The 18262-nt window shown below is 50.7% G+C and carries 14 protein-coding genes; 3 read left to right on the top strand and 11 right to left on the bottom strand.

The window, feature by feature from the left end; genetic code table 11:
* Window positions 1–39 precede the first annotated feature (39 nt).
* Both ACTZWV_RS08380 and ACTZWV_RS08375 read right to left on the bottom strand, forming a co-directional pair.
* On the bottom strand, window positions 40–570 hold the full coding sequence (locus ACTZWV_RS08380) for a YaeQ family protein (protein WP_444786112.1): 531 nt from the start codon (window positions 568–570) through the stop codon (window positions 40–42).
* Window positions 571–615: 45 nt separating this feature from the next.
* Window positions 616–1236, bottom strand: coding sequence for a LysE family translocator (locus tag ACTZWV_RS08375; protein WP_444786111.1), 621 nt, complete (start codon window positions 1234–1236; stop codon window positions 616–618).
* Window positions 1237–1448: 212 nt separating this feature from the next.
* Between ACTZWV_RS08375 and ACTZWV_RS08370 the strand changes: the two genes are divergently transcribed.
* Window positions 1449–3818, top strand: a complete 2370-nt coding sequence (locus tag ACTZWV_RS08370) for a TonB-dependent receptor (RefSeq protein WP_444786110.1) — start codon at window positions 1449–1451, stop codon at window positions 3816–3818.
* A gap of 42 nt (window positions 3819–3860) precedes the next feature.
* Here ACTZWV_RS08370 and ACTZWV_RS08365 read toward each other — a convergent pair whose 3' ends face one another.
* A complete protein-coding gene (locus tag ACTZWV_RS08365) occupies window positions 3861–5198 on the bottom strand; it encodes an NAD(P)/FAD-dependent oxidoreductase (RefSeq protein ID WP_444786109.1) in 1338 nt (445 codons plus the stop codon).
* Complete coding sequence (locus ACTZWV_RS08360) at window positions 5191–5784, bottom strand: GNAT family N-acetyltransferase (protein WP_444786108.1); 594 nt, start codon at window positions 5782–5784, stop codon at window positions 5191–5193. Before ACTZWV_RS08360 ends, ACTZWV_RS08365 begins: the two co-directional genes overlap by 8 nt.
* A gap of 217 nt (window positions 5785–6001) precedes the next feature.
* Between ACTZWV_RS08360 and ACTZWV_RS08355 the strand changes: the two genes are divergently transcribed.
* Window positions 6002–8608 (top strand): TonB-dependent receptor plug domain-containing protein, encoded by a 2607-nt coding sequence (locus ACTZWV_RS08355; RefSeq protein WP_444786107.1) that lies wholly within the window; start codon window positions 6002–6004, stop codon window positions 8606–8608.
* An 81-nt stretch (window positions 8609–8689) separates the two neighbouring features.
* Here ACTZWV_RS08355 and ydiJ read toward each other — a convergent pair whose 3' ends face one another.
* The 3 genes from ydiJ to ribA all read right to left on the bottom strand — a co-directional run bounded on the left by ydiJ (window position 8690) and on the right by ribA (window position 12928).
* Window positions 8690–11728 carry a D-2-hydroxyglutarate dehydrogenase YdiJ gene (gene ydiJ, locus ACTZWV_RS08350; protein WP_444786106.1) on the bottom strand — a complete coding sequence of 1013 codons (3039 nt, stop codon included), beginning with the start codon at window positions 11726–11728 and terminating at the stop codon, window positions 8690–8692.
* Window positions 11729–11784: 56 nt separating this feature from the next.
* Complete coding sequence (locus ACTZWV_RS08345; RefSeq protein WP_444786105.1) at window positions 11785–12252, bottom strand: DUF1456 family protein; 468 nt, start codon at window positions 12250–12252, stop codon at window positions 11785–11787.
* Window positions 12253–12346: 94 nt separating this feature from the next.
* Window positions 12347–12928 (bottom strand): GTP cyclohydrolase II, encoded by a 582-nt coding sequence (gene ribA, locus ACTZWV_RS08340; RefSeq protein WP_173500814.1) that lies wholly within the window; start codon window positions 12926–12928, stop codon window positions 12347–12349.
* A 283-nt stretch (window positions 12929–13211) separates the two neighbouring features.
* Here ribA and ACTZWV_RS08335 point away from each other — a divergent pair, with 283 nt between their 5' ends.
* Window positions 13212–15059 carry an ABC transporter ATP-binding protein gene (locus tag ACTZWV_RS08335; protein WP_444786104.1) on the top strand — a complete coding sequence of 616 codons (1848 nt, stop codon included), beginning with the start codon at window positions 13212–13214 and terminating at the stop codon, window positions 15057–15059.
* A gap of 51 nt (window positions 15060–15110) precedes the next feature.
* On the opposite strand, the gene ACTZWV_RS08330 is transcribed toward ACTZWV_RS08335, so the two are convergent.
* From ACTZWV_RS08330 to ACTZWV_RS08315, 4 genes are all read right to left on the bottom strand, one after another.
* On the bottom strand, window positions 15111–15839 hold the full coding sequence (locus tag ACTZWV_RS08330) for a carbonic anhydrase (protein WP_444786103.1): 729 nt from the start codon (window positions 15837–15839) through the stop codon (window positions 15111–15113).
* Between the two features lie 65 nt (window positions 15840–15904).
* A complete protein-coding gene (locus ACTZWV_RS08325) occupies window positions 15905–16951 on the bottom strand; it encodes a sensor histidine kinase (RefSeq protein WP_444786102.1) in 1047 nt (348 codons plus the stop codon).
* Entirely contained in the window at window positions 16929–17624 is a 696-nt protein-coding gene (locus tag ACTZWV_RS08320; RefSeq protein WP_444786101.1) for a response regulator transcription factor, read from the bottom strand. Before ACTZWV_RS08320 ends, ACTZWV_RS08325 begins: the two co-directional genes overlap by 23 nt.
* A gap of 138 nt (window positions 17625–17762) precedes the next feature.
* Window positions 17763–18110: a BON domain-containing protein gene (locus ACTZWV_RS08315; protein ID WP_444786100.1), complete on the bottom strand. Its 348-nt coding sequence runs from the start codon at window positions 18108–18110 to the stop codon at window positions 17763–17765.
* Between the last annotated feature and the right edge of the window lie 152 nt (window positions 18111–18262).

Below are 18262 nucleotides of genomic sequence, written 5' to 3'. Positions count from 1 at the left end.
TATTATAGCGTCCGCCGTAATTAAGGCAAGGCCACAACATTAATGTGGTTTTTCCAGCAGGGCCGTAAGGTTCAGCTGCAATAAATGCTCACCGTCGGTAATGGATAACAGCGGCTCTTCACGCCACACGCTGAGTTTCATATGGCTTTTTAACATCAGGCAAAACTCTGCCAACTGCGCCGAACTAAGGGTGAAAATACGCTGATTAGCCAGCCAATCGTTATGCTGTGCTTTTGTGGTTTCCTGTTCGTCCAATACCAGCAACAATTGATCCGCCAGGTGTGAGGCGCGCAGCAGGCGTTTTTCAGCCACCAACTCCAGTTGGCACCAGAGTTGGAAATGCTGTTGTTGATCCTGAATATACAAGTCAGGCGCTTTACCGCCGGAGTCATCTTTAGCAAAACCGGGGTGTTGCTCGTACAAGCTAAGATAAGCCAATAAGCGTTTGGCAAAATGTTCAGCACTCTCGCCCTGCCAGGGGGAGACATAATGCCGTTGTTGCTGATAAACATGGCTGGCTTCGCAACTGTATTGCAGATCCAGCTTTATTACCTTGCTGGCCATTTGCATGATAGCAACCCCACTAAACCAGACTCTGCCTGGCGTAAGCAGAGTTTAGCTGTTAATACTGGTCACTACCAAATGCATAGCCAGTGCCAACAATAGCAAACCCATTAAGCGGTCAAACCAGTAGCCCTTTAACAGTAAAAAACCTCTTACTTTAGTGTGGGTTAACACCACAGATAACATACAGAACCAGGCTGCAGTGGCGACAGACATATAAACACCGTAGGTAATTTTGTAAGAAAGTGGCGTAAGCGGCGAAATAATGACCGCAAACAACGATAAAAAGAACAAGGTTGCTTTCGGGTTTAAGCCATTGGTAATAAAACCGGCAGTAAAAGCTTTACCGGCAGAGGGCGCCGCCTCGTCTGCACTGCCGGCACTGGTTTGCTCCGGATGTGCCGGCGCTTTGCTGCGCAGCGCCAGTATGCCGATATAAGCCAAATAGGCCGCAGCAGCCAAACTTAATGCCTTGAATAACCAGGGGGTGGTTTGGATAAGCACCGCTATACCCACTAACGACCAGGTAACATGCAACAGTATTGCTGCACCAATGCCGACACTGGCCGCCAGCGCTTGTGGCCGGCCAAAACGCACAGCATAGCGCAGCACTATGGCAAAATCCGGCCCGGGGCTGGCCACCGCCATCAAATGTACTAATGCAATTAACATAAACTCCGGCCAAAAACTCATAACGTTAAACCTGCTCTGTAACAACACCGATTTCAATAAGTTGCATTCTAATAACTTAGTGCAGCCCTATGCCAGCAGTTAATCGCGCCGCGGCGCCGTTTTATCCTGTCACAGCTAAGGTGACTTGCTGCAGCAGGATAATCCTGTAAAATGTTATAACATCACGAATGCAATAATTAAAAGGAAGCCGAATGCGCAGTTTATCTGCTTTGCCACGTTACAGCCTGTTAGCCAGCCTGGTTGGTTTGGCGTTTAGTGTGTCAGCACAAGAAGCGGCCCAACGTTACAGCGGAGTTATTACCGACAATCAGGGCCAACCGCTGAAAAACGCCCGCGTGCATATTCATGGCCGCCAGCAATATGTGTATGCCGACGAGCTGGGTCGCTTCAGTATTCAGGCCCCTGCCAATGCTGAGTTGCATATCTCGGCTGCCGGTTATGGCGACAGCTTTGTTACCGTAACGCCGGCCCGGCCGGAGCTAAATATCAATCTGGCACCAGGCGGTATTGAGCGCATTGTGGTTGCCGCCTCCGGTATTCATAAATACAACCTGGAGATGGCCACTCCGGTATCTGTGCTGACCGGTGAAGAATTAAGCCGGCGCACCGAGCCAACCATTGGCGAAACCCTGAAATATGAGCCCGGCGTACACGCCAATTATTACGGCCCGGTTGCATCAAGCCCGGTGATCCGCGGCCTGGACGGCCCGCGTGTGCGTATTTTAAATAATGGCCTGGATACGGCAGATGTATCACGCATCGGCCCGGACCATGCCATCAGCGCTGATGCCATTACCGCGCAACAAATTGAAGTCCTGCGCGGCCCTGCAACCCTGCTGTACGGCAGCGGTGCCATCGGCGGCGTCATTAACGTGGTAGACAACCGTATTCCGCGCCAGTTACGCGCAAGCAGCGAAACCAAACTGGAAAGCCGTTATGTTGATGCGTCAGATGAAAAAACCATAGCGCTGAACCACGAAGGCAGTAGCGATAATATCGCCTGGCACTTTGATGGCTTTAACCGTGATGCCTCGAACTATGACGTGCCCCGCTTCACTAACGACGAAGGCGAAACCCTTACCACGTTAGAAAATTCATGGACACAAAGTAAAGCTATAAACGGCGGTGTCAGCTATATCGGTAACCGCGGCTTATTCGGCATCAGCATTGGCCGGTTAGAATCTGATTATGGCATTCCCGGCCATCATCACCATGCCGATGAACACGAAGAAGAACATGACGATGAGCATGAAGATGAGCATATGCATGCTGACGAAAATGTCTTTGCTAAGTTAAAGCAAAACCGCATTAGCATGGCCGGTGAATGGTATACACCGTTTTCCGGTATTGAAACTTTATCGTTTAATGCGGCTTACACCGACTATCAGCATCAGGAAATTGAAGCCGGTAGCGTCGGCACAACCTTTAAGAATAAAGCGTTGGAGAGCCGTGTCAGCCTGGAGCATGAAGAGCTCGGCGGTTGGCATGGTCTGGCAGGCTATCACCTGCAACGTGCGGATTACCGTGCTTTTGGCGAAGAAGCCTTTACGCCCGATAGCGACACTTTGTCGCAAGCCGTATTTGTGCTGGAAGAGAAGCAGTTTGGCAATATTTCTGCCCAGTTAGGTGGCCGGATCGAACATACTAAACATCAAGCCGGTGCAATAGCGTTGAGCCATGATGCTGATAGCATTAATGGCCTGACTAACAGCTTTACGTCACTAAGTGCTTCGGCCGGTTTGGTTTGGGAATTTGTGCCGGGCTTTTCCTGGGCGCTGGCACTTAGCCGCTCAGAGCGCGCACCAGGCGCAGCAGAGCTGTATGCAAACGGTGCCCACATCGCAACCAGCAGCTATGAATTAGGCATGCTGTATCAGTTGCACGATGGCGAAATTGAGTTGTCACAGCAGAAGCCGGAAAAAGAAACCGCCAACAACATCGATATCACCTTTCGCAGTTTTAAAGGTGATCTGAGCTTTACCTATAACTTCTTCTACAACAAGGTGCATAACTACCTGTACCTGGCTGATACCGGCCTGACCATGGAAGATTTAGCCCACGACGAGCATGAAGAGGAACACGACGACGCAGAGCATGAAGCACATGAAAGCTTTGCGGTTTATCAGTATCAGCAGCAGGATGCAACCTTATACGGGCTGGAGTTTGAAGCACGCTACCGGCTGGACCCTGCGCAATCGTTGAATGTGTTTATTGATACCGTGCGCGCCAAGCTGGACGGTGGCGATTACCTGCCGCGTATTCCACCGTACAAAACCGGTTTAGGCTATCAGTATTCAGGCATCAGCTGGAGTGCTGATATTGGTGTAACGCGTTACGCTAAGCAGAACAAGGTGGCTGCCAACGAAACGCCAACCAAAGCTTATACCCTGCTCGATGCCAGCCTGAATTACGACTTTAGCTTGTCGCAGCTGGATATGACGGCATTTGTACGCGCCACTAACCTGACCAACGAGCTGGGCTTTGTGCACAGCTCGTTTATCAAAGCCGATGCGCCGCTGCCTGGTCGGGCTATAACACTTGGTCTCAGGGCCACGTTTTAACAAATTTAAGCCCGGTTCAGCCGGGCTTTTTATTGCGGATTATTACAGAAAGCGATCTTTAAAACGGCCCCACTGATAGTAACCCTGCTGACCAAGCCGTCTGAACGCCGGTAGCGGAAATGGCGCCAACCGGCTTTGATATATCGGCAGCGGTGGTACAGCAACACCGGTGGCTAATTCCGCCAGCCTCACACCGGCCAGGGTGCTGAACGACACACCACTACCGCAATAACCGGCAGCGTAAAACAGCCCGGGTTCAGCTTCGCATATCCGCGGTAAGTCGTCATAGGACACGGCCACCCAACCGCTCCAGTGATAGTCACAGCGTAAATCGGCCAACATCGGAAAACAGGCTTTTAATGCCGCCAACAGACGAGCCGGATACACCGCTTTTTCGGCATCCTTGCCGTACACCGCACTGCGCCCGCCAAATAAAATGCGGTTATCCGGTAATTTACGGTAGTAGTATTTCAACGCCCGTGTATCCATTACCAGCTGCGTATGCTGTAAACCACTTTGCTCCAGTTGCGCCGGCGTGAGCCCCTGCGTAACAATAATACTGCTGAGCACCGGCAAACAGGCGCGGTTTAACGCCGGATACAGGCCTTTGGGTGTATAACCATTAGTAGCCAGCACCAGTTGTTTACAACGGAGCCGTGCTTTTGGCGTCTGCAGCAAAAAACCACCGTCAGTTTCACGTTGCCAACTCAGCAGCGGTGAGCCGGTATACAGCTGTACCCCGCTTTGCTGTGCCATAGCGGCATAACCCTGTGCCAAAGCCAGCGGGTTTACACCAAAACAATCGGGGAATTTAATCGCGCCATAAGCTTGTGCATTGTGCATATAGTCGCGCTTTAGCTGCTGTGGCGATACATACTCTGCCTGATAACCAAACTGACGTTGTAAAAACGCCGCTTGGGCCGGCAGATCTGCCGCCATGGCGGCGTTATGCGCGACTTTTAAGTACCCTTCAGGCTGGCTGTCACAGCGGATATTACCAGCCGATATCATCTGCTTAACCTGTGCAATAGCCACGCCGTATTCCTGATGAAATAAGCCGGCGCACTCTGCGCCAAAACGCTGTATCAGTTGCGCCAGACCCAACCGCCCGGTGCCGCGCAGCACAAAGCCGGCATTGCGGCCACTGCAGCCCCAACCTGCCTGGTTAGCTTCCAGTACGGTTACTTCGCGGTTAAAGCGTGTTGCCAGCTGATAAGCACAGCTCAGGCCAGTGTAGCCGCCACCGACAATTACCACATCGCTGCGCAAGTCCTGCTGCAAAGGCACAGTCGGGGCAGCTATGTCAGTGTGCTGCGCCCAATAAGAATCCGGATAGGCCTGGCTGGCGCCAATATTGCGGTCGAGCAGCGGATCATACATTATGTTCTGTCTCAGGGTGTTCTGCCTCAGGAAACAACAGCACCATTTCTGCAGCACTGCAGTTGCATAAGGCGCCGCACACCGGGCAGTGGTAGCCCACAGTTTCAGATAAATGCCGCCAGCGCTTAGGATGAATTTTCACTAAAGTAGCACCGGCATGGCTGAAGTAACGCTGTGCCGCGTTACCCGGGCTCTCCCGCCAGATATGGGCCAAACCGGCTGTTGCGCCCTGGCGGCAAAGTGCGGCAACAGAAATGTTCAGCAAAGCTGACGCTACACCTTTGCCGCGCTGTGCCTGGCTTACGCCCACCGATTTAAAATAAGCCATCTTTGCTGCCTGAACCGGCCACAGCGCCTCACTGCACCACTGATCCGGTTGCCACTGTCCGGCCGCAAAACTCAACCGGTAGCCGACAACCTGCTGCTCTGCATCCAGCGCAACAAAACTGGCATTAATACCCTGTGTAATGCCTTGTTGTTGCATCTGCGCCAGGCTATTGAGGCTCAGGTAATTATCGCCGTGGATCTGATTGGCCAGCTTGATAACGGCAGGAAAAAAAGCAGAGGTAAGTTCGGTAATGTGCACTTTGCTGTCCGCGTGAAAAACATCATGCAGTTATAAATCAGTTTTCCGCTTAGCTGCAATCTGTTTTTTTGCCTGCAATCGAATGCAATTACCTAAACCGGAGACGAAATGCCAGAAATATACGATAGACAACGGCGCCGTAATCTCATATGGTTATTAAGGCGTAAAAACAAAAGCATAAGCGCCAGATAAATAAAACTTAATCCAGGAAAAAACTATGAAAAATCCTAACAACTACAATCCGGTTGCGCGCGCAGTTAAGTTTGCACTGGCTGCGTCATTGTCGTTTGGCATCAGCGCGACAGCAGTGGCACAAGAAGAACAAGCTCCGGCGGCGAAAGAGCAGGCAGTAGAAAAGATAGCCGTAGTAGGCAGTCGCTCGGCTCCACGCTCTATTGGTGATTCTCCGGTGCCGGTTGATATTATCGGTGGCGAGGAGTTAAGCAAGAACGGTAACAGCGATATGCTGAATTTAATCAGTACCACTGTGCCGTCGCTGAATGTTCACTCAAACCCGATAAGCGATGCGGCTACGTTAATCCGTCCGGCTAACTTACGCGGCTTATCTGCTGACAGTACTCTGATAATGATAAACAGTAAGCGCCGTCACAAAGCCTCTGTTATTGCTTTTTTGGGCGGCGGCATTAACGATGGTGCTCAGGGCGCTGATTTGTCCGTTATTCCGGGTATTGCGGTAAAGCAAGTTGAAGTGCTGCGCGATGGCGCTGCAGCACAATATGGCTCTGACGCTATAGCCGGTGTTATCAACTTTGTGTTGAAAGATGCTTCGGAAGGCGGCAGTATCGAAGTTAAACAAGGCGAAACCTATGAAGGCGATGGTACTTCAACTGAAATTGCCGCAAACATTGGTATGCCTTTAACCACCGATGGTTTCGTAAACCTGAGTATGCAATACAAAAATGTGGATGCTACCAGCCGCAGCGTACAGCGTCCGGACGCGCAGGCGTTTGCCGACGCCGGCAATACGGCCATTGCCCCCATAGCTCAGATTTGGGGCTCACCGGAAATTAAAGACGATATTACTATCTTTGCTAATGCCGGTTTAGATTTAGGCAACGGACGTGAAGCCTATATGTTTGGTAACTACTCCGAGCGTGATGTAACAGGCGGTTTTTACTATCGTAATCCACACAACCGGCCGGGTGTATTCTCCAATGACGAAGGTGAAACTCTGCTGGTAGCGCAGTTAGATCCCAATATTGCCTGCCCTACGGTAAATATCACCACTGCTAACGTACTAACACAGCCGGACTACCTGCTGATCGCTGACCCTAACACAGAAGTAGGCAGAAACTGTTTTGCCTTTAATGAAATGTTCCCCGGCGGCTTTACGCCAACATTTGGCGGTAATATTACTGATACCTCATTATCAATTGGCACCAAGGGCGAGTTCAAAGGCGGCTGGCTAGATGAAATTTTATACGATTTCAGCGGTACAGTAGGCCGGAATGAATCAACCTACAAAATGACCAACACCATTAACGCCTCACTTGGTCCGGATTCCCCTACTGAGTTTAATCCGGGTAAATACATCCAGTTGGAAAAAACCTTCAACGCCGACTTTGTTAAATATTTGCCGGTTGGCTTATATGAGGATCTTACCCTGGCGTTTGGTGCTCAGTGGACGGAAGAATCTTTCGAAGTTGTATCCGGTGATGTAGCGTCGTTTCAGGTAGGCCCTTTGGTAGACCAGGGCTTCAGCATTGGCTCGAATGGTTTCCCGGGCTTTAAACCGGAAGATGCCGGCGTTTATTCGCGTCGCAACTACGCTGTTTACAGCGATATTGAAGCTGACGTAACAGAAGACATACTGTTGGGCTTTGCTCTGCGCTATGAAGACTACGATACTTTCGGTGATACATTAAACTACAAATTAACCGCACAGTTCCGCCTGACTGATGATTTGGCAATGCGCTATTCTCACAGCACCGGTTTCCGTGCGCCGACTGTAGGTCAGGCAAATGTCAGTAACGTGCAAACTAACCTGTCTTCCGGCGTACTGGTTGACTCCGCTTTACTGCCTCCAACTAACCCTGTCTCCGTCGAATTGGGCGGTACTGAACTAACGCCTGAAGAGTCAAAAAGCTTTGCCGGTGGCCTGGTTTATACCCCGGGAGATTTCTTCTTTACGTTGGATTATTACTTTATTCAGGTTGACGATCGCATCAGTCAATCCAGTAAAATCAATTTAACTGACGCTAACAGAGAGGCGCTGCGTGCTGCCGGCGTGAAAAACGTTGATTCCATTCAGCAGGTAAGCTTCTTTACCAATGACTTTGATACTACAACGCAAGGTATAGACTTTGTGGCCAGCTATTCCACCAATTTATTGCAAGGCCGCAGCAGTTTCAACCTGGCGTATAACTGGAACAAAACCGAAGTTGACAGCGCTACCGCTATTACCGGTTTAGATAAAGTCTCACGACTGGAAAACGATTTACCCAATCACCGCGCCACGTTTACCTGGTCACAAAGCTGGGATGATATCTCAATGTTTGTCCGCAGCAACTACTATGGTGAATACCAGGGCGTGCACGTAGACTGGGTGGGTACACCAGGCTCGCCGGGTACAGAGGTTAATGCCAGTGCTAAGGTAACCTTTGATGCTGAAGTCAGTTACTTTATCAATGACGCCTTTATCGTATCAGCAGGTGCACAAAACATCTTTGATACTAAACCGGAACGGCTTAATCTGAGTGCTGTTGGCGAGCCAAATGGCGCCTTTGGTGCTAAGTACTATGAAACCTCGCCTATGGGCATTAACGGCGGCTACTGGTACTTAAAAGGTACTTATAAGTTCTGATAATCAGCGCTTAACAGCTGCAAAACAAAAAATCCGCTTCGGCGGATTTTTTTATGTTTAAGTTTCGCTGCTTAAAAACGGTTATAACGCTGCCAACAATGCCTGCAGCGGATGTTTCGGTTTGTCCCCCACCAGCCGTTTAACCTGGCTGCGACAGGAAAAACCGGTTACCAGAATTCGCTCAGTACCAAACTGCTCAACCGGAGCACGCCAGCTCATATCAAACAGCGCTTTGCTGTTATCCAGATTTTGCGCTTCATGGCCGTAAGTGCCCGCCATACCACAGCAGCCTACGCTTACCGGCTTTAAACTCAGCCCGGCCCGGCTGAATATGTGCTGCCAGGCTTGCTCGGTTGCCGGCAACGCCGTTTTCTCGGTGCAATGCGCCAGTAAGGCAAAGTCAGCGCTGTTACTTACCTGCGGTAAGCTTTGCTGTACCAGCCATTCGTGCAGCAGCTGTACATTAAAGTCACCACGCTTATCGCCCAGGGCTTTGTTGTACTCGTCGCGGTATACCAGCACCAAAGATGCATCCAGGCCTAACATTGGAATACCAAGTGACTGCAATTGATTAAAGAATGCAGCGGCGGTAGCCGCGGTTTTAGCAAATTCGCGCAAAAAGCCTTTTACATGCTGCGGTTTGCCATTGGGTAAAAATGGCAGCAATATCGGGTTAAAGCCGAGCTTTTCCAGTAAGCGCAGTGCATCTGCCACCAACTCTGCTTCATAAAAGCTGGTAAAGGGATCTTGCACCAGCAATACAGTGCGCTCACGCTGCTCAGCACTTTGCTGCTGCAATGCTGTTAAATCAAGACGATAACGCTCACCTAACTGCTGCGCTAATGTTGGCACCGACAATAACGGCGTATCCACATAACCGAACGTTTTTTTCAGCACCGCAGCAGTAACCCGGCGTTTTAGCATAAAGTTAACCAGTGCCGGCGTTTTGGCGAGCAAGGGCGCTGTACGCTCAATATTAGCGACAATATAATCTTTTGCCGGGCGCAAATAACGACTGTGGTACAGTTGTAAAAACCTTGCCCGAAAGGATGGCACGTCAACTTTAACCGGGCATTGACCGGCGCAGGCTTTACAGGCCAGACAGCCCTCCATAGCATCCATCACTTCGTGCGAGAAATCCTGCTCACCGCGCCGTTTTGCCAGCGTATTCTGCATACGCTGCCATAAGCCTTTGATAGTGCCGGATTGTTGCAGCAGTTGCTGCTCCTGCGCCAGTACATCCATGCCTTGCATTTCGGTTAGGCGTAACCATTCTCGCATTAAACCGGCGCGGCCTTTAGGGCTGTGGCGTCGATCTTTAGTAACTTTGCTCGACGGACACATCGGCGAGTTTTCTTCGTAATTAAAACACAGGCCGTTGCCGTTGCAGTTTAAACTACTGTCAAAGCTGTCTTTAACGGCCAGCGGAATTTGCCGGTCAAACCAGGCGCGCTTTTGGCCATCTACCGACACTAAGCTGTCCGCACTGTTAAACGGCGTACAAATTTTGCCGGGGTTGACTCTGTTGCGCGGGTCAAAGGCGGCTTTAATTTTGCGCAGCTCAGTAAACAGCTCATCGCCGAAAAATGCAGGGCCGTATTCACTGCGATAGCCCTTGCCATGCTCGCCCCACATTAAGCCACCATATTTGGCGGTAAGTGCCACCACCTGATCGGAGATAGTGCGCAGTAGTTGCTCTTGCGCCGGATCGCATAAATCCAGCGCAGGACGCACATGTAACACACCGGCATCAACATGGCCGAACATGCCGTAATGTAAGCCATGGCTGTCAAGCAGTGCACGAAACTCCATAATAAAATCGGCCAGATTTTGCGGCGGTACCGCGGTATCTTCAGCAAAGGCAATCGGTTTTTGCCGGCCGGCGGTATTACCCAACAAGCCCACCGCCTTTTTGCGCATCGCATAAATATTACCAATAGCAGCGTTATCGTAGGTTAGCTGATAACCAATAATGCCATCGGTTTTGTTAGCAATGGCGTCATCCAACCGCGCGGTTAACGCCGCAATTTTCTGCTCAATGTCGCTTTGCTGTTCGCTGTTGTACTCCACCATGTTCAGCCCCTGCATTTCAATGCCGGGAACATCGGTGATCAGATCCTTTACCTGATGCCAGATAATATCGGCGCGGGCTAAACTCAGTACTTTGCTGTCGACGGTTTCAACCGACGTTGCCTCTGCCGCCACCAGAAACGGCGCGTTACGCAGCGCGCTTGCAAAGCTGTCGTACTTCACGTTAACCAGACATTTATATTTGGCAATTGGCGTGATATTCAGTTTGGCTTCAACGACAAAGCCTAATGAGCCTTCCGAGCCGGTAATAATGCGCGATAAATCAAACTCGGTTAAATCGTCATTAAACACATGCTCTAAATCGTAACCGGTTAAAAAGCGGTTTAAGCGTGGAAATTTGGCCAGAATTTGTGGCCGGAAGTCACGACAGCTATCGAGCACCTGACGGTAAATACGGCCGATGCTGTTGGGCTGCTCGGCACGATGCTCGGCTTCAAAGGTGGCCATTTTGTGCGTTTTTAGTATATTGCCGTCAATAAGTACCGTTTTTAACGCTAACACGTGATCGCTGGTTTTGCCGTACACCAAAGAGCCCTGACCTGAGGCATCGGTATTTACCATACCGCCAATAGTAGCGCGGTTAGAAGTGGATAAATCCGGCGCGAAGAAAAAGCCGTAAGGTTTTAAAAAGGCATTCAGTTGATCTTTAATTACCCCGGCCTGCACCCGCACCCAGCGCTGCTCAACGTTAATTTCCAGAATGTTGCGCATATGGCGCGATAAATCCACCACTACATGTTCAGTCAGGGCCTGGCCGTTCGTGCCGGTACCGCCGCCGCGCGGGCTGAATTTAATATGCGAGAAGCTCGACGTTTGCGCCAGTGAGGTCAGAATAACCAGATCGTCAGTAGACTTGGGCAGCAATACTGCTTGCGGTAAGGCCTGATACACGCTGTTATCAGTAGCAACGGCTAAACGGCTGCCATAACTGGTTTCGATATCACCGCTAAAACCGGCGGCAACTAAGGCTTTACTGAAAGCGACAATGCTGGCATCCAGCGCGAGTTCGGGATTAAGCTTTGGGATCATAACGGCAGACACTCGGCAATAAGTGCCTGCAGTATAACATTAACTTTGTGTCGGGATCAGCTGGCAGCAGGACGGAATTTCTGTGAAATACCACGCAGAAAATAGCGCAACACTTGTTCCTGGCAGGCACGATAGTGTTTATGATCCGGCCGGCGGAAAAACGCACTGAGCTCATGCTTACTTAAACGGAAATCTGCGCCCTCTAACAGGGCTAAAATGTCATCATCTTTCAGATCAAAAGCAATTTTTAGTTTACGCAAAATAATATTGTAATTCAGCTTGGTTTCCGGCTCCGGAATAACACCGTCTTTGGCACCGCGACGCTGGATAATTACGCCATTAAGAAACCCGGCCAGCAACACATCGCTGATTAAGGCAAAGTCTTCGCTTTCATCAGATTCCAGCCAGGCCATCACCTGCTCTTTTGTTACCGTGACATTGGTTAAGGCAAAAATGGCTATCATGCCGTGGTTAGGGGCATTTAGCGTGTAGCGCAGGCTGCGCAGTACGTCGTTGTTGGTCAAGATAGTGTCCTGTAGCAAAAGTCAGATGAAAAACGGCGGCTATAATACCACAGCCGCCGTTAAATCCGTATCTTGCTGCTTAGTATGCGGCAGCTTAAGGCAAATGCCCCAGTTTGCTGGCCTTAGTGGCCAAATAACGGTGGCTGTGGGCGGTGGTTTTTACCCGGTGCTGTACCCGCTCTAACACATTCACGCCGGCATCGGTTAAGGCTTTAAGCTTACGCGGGTTGTTGGTAAGCAGGCGTACCTGGCCAATACCTAATTGCTCAAACATTTGCGCCGCTATATCGTACTCACGCATATCCGGTAAAAAACCCAGAATTTCATTCGCTTCTACCGTATCCAGGCCTTTGTCCTGCTCGGCATAGGCGCGAATTTTATTGATCAGGCCAATGCCGCGGCCTTCCTGGCGTAAATACAGAATACAACCGCGGCCCAGATCGGCAATTTTACGCATCGCTGCTTCTAACTGCGGACCGCAATCACAGCGCAGGCTAAACAGCGCATCACCGGTTAAACATTCAGAATGCACCCGCGCCAGTACCGGCTCAGCCGTAGTCACATCGCCCAGGGTTAATGCGACATGCTCTTTGCCATTGGGCGCCTCAAAGCCATGCAAGCGAAATTCGGCAAAAGGGGTTGGCAACAAGGTTGAGGTTACAAGTTTTAATTTCATCATGACTTCTCAGATAACGGCCGCACTTACACAGCGCAAGCTTTATTGGCTACAGCGCAAACTTTATTGGGCCAATACAGGTGTAATTCAAGCTAACCTGTTGCAGGCATTATAGCAGCCTGTGTAACGGTTGACGCGACGATATTGTGATAGTATCACAAAAAATCACGCTCAGATGCGGCTAATGTCAATACCGATAAAATCCGGCTAACCGGCGCAGCAGCCATGCAATTTTAAATAAACCGGCTACAATAGCCGCTCTTTCTGCTATGGGTACTCTTTCATGTTAAGTTTTTTCGAACGTATTATTAAGCCCTTTCCGGCCGTCGAGCCCAGCCAACCTCCCCAAGGCATACTGGCGTTTTGCCGGCATTACACCAAAGGCATGGAAACATCGCTTATTCTGATGTCAATAAGCACTGCCCTGCTGGCGATGCTAGAGGTGTCACTGTTCAGCTTTATGGGCCAGTTAGTCGATTGGCTGGTGCAGAATGAACCCGAAGCCTTATTTACCAGCGAGCGCGCCACTTTAATAAAAATGGCAGTGGTGACAGTAATATTGCTGCCGGCACTAAGCTTTTTTCATGCCGCTATCGTGCACCAGACGTTACTGGGCAACTACCCTATGTCTATCCGCTGGCTGGCACACCGTTATCTGCTGCGGCAAAGTATCAGCTTTTATCAGAACGATTTTGCCGGCCGTATTGCTACCAAGGTAATGCAAACTTCGCTGGCGGTGCGTGAAACCGTAATGAAACTGCTGGATGTGATGGTGTACATCTTGGTGTATTTTGGCTCTATGTTATTTTTTATCGCCGATGCTGACTTGCGACTGATTATTCCGATGCTGGTATGGCTGGCCATTTATATTGCTATGCAGTTTTACTTTGTACCACGCTTAAAAGCGGCTTCTACCCGCCAGGCCGATGCCCGCTCGGAAATGACCGGTCGTATTGTCGACAGCTACACCAATATCACCACTATTAAGCTGTTTTCGCACACTAACCGTGAAGAAGCCTACGCCAAAGACAGCATGGAAGTGTTTTTAAAACCGGTATACCGCCAGATGCGTTTGGCTACCGGGTTAAGTGTGTCAGTGCAAACACTGAACTACTTTTTGGTATTCGCCATCGCGGCCTTATCCATTTACTTATGGGCTGAAAGCGCCATCAGCGTTGGCGCTATTGCTATCGCGGTGAGTTTATCGCTGCGCTTAAACGGCATGGCACAGTGGATCATGTGGGAAGTCAGCAGCCTGTTTGAAAATATCGGCACTGTGGCTGATGGCATCACCACCCTGTCGCAGCCGGCGCAGGTATTGGATGTTATTGATGCCAAACCGCTGCAGGTACAGCACGGCGCTATCAGCTTTAATAATGTCTGTTTTAACTACGGCAAAGCCGGCAGCGACAATGGCAAAGCGCCGGTGCTGCAACAGTTAAACCTGCAGATTAAACCGGGTGAAAAAGTGGGTTTGGTCGGCCGCTCCGGCGCCGGTAAATCTACGCTGGTAAATTTATTACTGCGCTTTTACGATGTCGAAAGCGGCAAAATTCTGATCGATGGCCAGGATATCAGCCAGGTAAACCAGGAAAGCCTGCGCCAACATATAGCTATGGTAACCCAGGATACCTCCCTGCTACACCGTTCAGTGCGTGACAATATAGCCTATGGTAAGCCGGATGCCACGGAAGCAGAATTACAGTTAGCGGCAGAGCAAGCCGAAGCCAGTGACTTTATCAGTGATTTAACCGACCCCAAAGGCAACGTCGGCTTTGATGCCCAGGTGGGCGAACGCGGGGTAAAATTATCCGGCGGCCAGCGTCAGCGCATTGCTATAGCCCGTGTATTGCTTAAGAACGCGCCGATTTTAATTCTGGATGAGGCCACCTCTGCGCTGGATTCCGAAGTGGAAGCGGCCATTCAGGCCAGTTTAAACACCCTGATGGCCGGCAAAACTGTGATCGCCATCGCTCACCGTTTGTCTACGATAGCGCAGATGGACCGCTTAATCGTGCTGGATCAGGGTAATATTGTCGAGCAAGGTACGCACAGTGAGCTGATTAACAGCGGCGGTATTTACGCTCAGCTGTGGGCGCACCAAACCGGTGGTTTTATCGGCGTGGAATAATACGCGTTGTAGTTAACCACCGGCACCCGCCGGTGTTAACTACAGACGACATTACTGCAGTATTACCCTGGCGTTAACCGGCTGTACCGGCCGATTATTGTGATGATGCATTACCTGCAGGAATTGGTTTATTTGTGCCTGTGAAGCTGAAACAGGTTGTTTCATCACCAGCCAGCGCACCCCTTCAGAGCAAGGCGGCGTTGTCAGCGAGCCGTTAAAACGGTAGTAATCACGTTGTGCCGGCAAAATATCCAGCGCAGAAATATCCGCTGCTGTTGGCCTGGTTTCGCCCTGCTGCGGCATTTGCGCCCAGGCTTTACTCAGCACACTGTTAGCCGCCCCTGATGTAACCATGACTGCAACAACGGCTAAATGCCCGTCTTTGTCAGCATGCACCAGATGCGCTTCCATCGGAAAGGATTTGCCGTTTATCAGGTTTTCACTGGGCAGATGAAAATGAAACTGCTTCAGTTCAAACACAATACCATCCACTGTAATCGTATTGCCCGGCAACATATTAATTTGCACGGTGTGGCCATTATTAATAATGTTTGCGCTACCAGCATGGTAGTTAAACTTCACCGGCTCTAACTTAGCGTCAATAAAGCCGCTAAGATTAACCGGTGATTGATTACTGCCGGCGCAACTACTGTATTCCGGGCTTAACTGCACCCAGTTATCCGGCCCGGTGTCGCCGCTGTAACTCCAGCCAGCCCCCTCACCGGCGCAGGCAATGCCTGATGACAACAAGATACCAACTGCAAGCAAAGTGCGTTTCATGTGTTTCCTCTTAACTGCCTTACTAACGGAAGTAACAACATAAACCGCTGGCCGTTAAGATTGCGTTAAGAGGATAATGGCGGCGCTACCTGCGGAAAATTCAGCACAAAACGGGTACCGCCCTCTGTCGGGGTTTCCAGCTGCACATCCCAACCGATATGCTCAACCACACGTTTAACAATAGATAACCCCAAGCCCATGCCTTCGTGTACCGGGTGTTCGTTACCGTGTACAAAACGTTCAAACAACCGCGCGCGAACGGCAGCCGAAATACCCACGCCGCTGTCCTCCACCACTAATTGCCCGGGCTTAAGCTGCACCAAAATATAACCCTGTTCGGTATGGCGGCAAGCATTGCGCAGCAGATTGCCGATAACAATACCGGCCAGCTCCGGATGTACTCCGGCCAATACCGGTGTGGCCCATTGCAGTTGGCATTGTACGGCTTTGCCTTGTAGCAGCGGCTGACAGCGTTCCATTTCTGACTCAATAATCGTATTTAGTGCTGTACAGGGCGCTGCGCCGGTGCCATGGGCTCGTGCCAACAACAACAAAGCGCTGATGCGTTGTGCTGTTTCGGCTGCCACGCGGCGGATACGCTCTGCAGCAATATATTGCGCCGACTGCGCCGGCAACTGCACCGTCAGCAGCTCTGCTGCGCCCAGGATTACGGTTAACGGTGTACGCAGTTCATGGCTGACATCGGCGGTGAACATTTGCTCACGCTGCAAAAACTGCTGCAGCTCGTTAGTGCGTTTGGCAAAAGCCCGTGCCAGCACACCAATTTCATCCGGTGCAGAAAGTGATGGCAGCGCGTTTGCTGCAGCATTGCGATTCACCGCATCGGCCAGGGCGGCTACCGGTGCAATAACGCGGCGCACGCTTAACACGCCAAGCCAGGCAGCCAGTAAAACACTTACGACAAAACCGGCAGCGAGAGAGAACAAGATCACCCGCTCAGTATCTTCCAGCCCGGCCGGCGCGCCGATAACCTGAGCTTCAATAACCTTTACCGAGATATAACTCACCAGACTAAAAGCACCGGCGACGACCACGGCCAGCAAAATATAGGTAAGCGTAATATGTTGTTTAAGGGACAGTCTTGGCTTCATCGGAGCTCATCAGGCGATAGCCGGTACCCGGCAGGGTTAACAACATCGGGTAAGCAAAGGGCTTATCCAAAGCACGGCGCAGGCTATGAATATGAGTGCGCAGCGCGTCGCTATCGGGTGGCTCATCGCCCCAAACTTCACGCGCTAATGCTTCCCGCGTCAGCAATTTTGGCGCCACCCGTATTAAAGCAGTAAGAATTTTGTAGCCGGTTGGCGTTACATCTAATACCTGGCCGGCGCGGCTTACCCTGAGCAGGCTGCTATCCAGTTGTAACTCATCAAATGTCAGTACCGCTTGCACATGCTCATTACGCGCACGGCGCACCAGGGCTTTTAGCCGTGCGTCCAGCTCCGGCAAGGAATAGGGTTTTACCAGGTAATCGTCAGCGCCAACAGCAAAGCCGGTCACTTTATCTTGCTCAGTGTCGCGTGCAGTTAACATCAGTATCGGGGTGGTCAGTTGATATTCCTGCCGCAGTACGCGGCACACTTCCACACCGTCCATCCCCGGCAGCGACAAATCAAGCACTATGGCATCATGAAAGGATGTTGTAGCGCACAACACCCCTGCCTTGCCGTGCCGCGCTACATCCAGTGTGTAACCAAGCGGTTCCAGATAGCCGTACAAATTCGCGATAATATCCGCATTGTCTTCAATAATCAGTATATGCATCCGCCAACCTGTTCATGCGGCCAGGGTGGCCGTTAGTACATGGCAAGAAGTGTATCTTAAGGCAGAGTTTTCACAAAGCGCAGCTGAATACTCCGGCGTTAGCAACGGGGTTAACCCGGCTAACGCCGGCAAAGGCCGTTATTTTACCTGAAGTTTATTGTTGACCGCATGTACACCGGAGGTTGAAGCGGCAATCATTTCAGCCTGTGAGCGCTGCGCCTGAGTTTCCACAGTGCCGGAAAGGGTTACATCACCTTTGCGCGTTTCAATCTGAATGTCTAAATGCTGCAACTTCGGATCAGCCATCAGGGCGGTATTCACCGCTGTGGTGATATTAACATCATCTCCATCACCATCTTCGGTTGTTACGGTTAAATCCGGGGCACCGGTTTGTGCATTGACATTACCGCGATCACAGCTGCTAAGCAGCAGGCTACCTGCTAACACTACGCCAGCGGTAACTAAAGTACGTTTTATTGCTTGCATTTTAAGCTCCTTCACGCTGCGAAAGTGCAGAGTAAAAACCATCATGCGGTAACGAAAAACAGATATCTGTGCGCTGGCAGACATATTGCAGCAGGTACTTTACGTTAGTACAAAAAAGCCCGGCGCTGAGGCCGGGCTGTTAAGGGTTTTAT

This window comes from Rheinheimera sp. NSM, from assembly GCF_052380015.1.
Taxonomy (GTDB): domain Bacteria; phylum Pseudomonadota; class Gammaproteobacteria; order Enterobacterales; family Alteromonadaceae; genus Alishewanella.
Note: the sequence above shows the minus strand (reverse complement) of the source record. Positions and strands in the feature narration are given on the sequence as shown.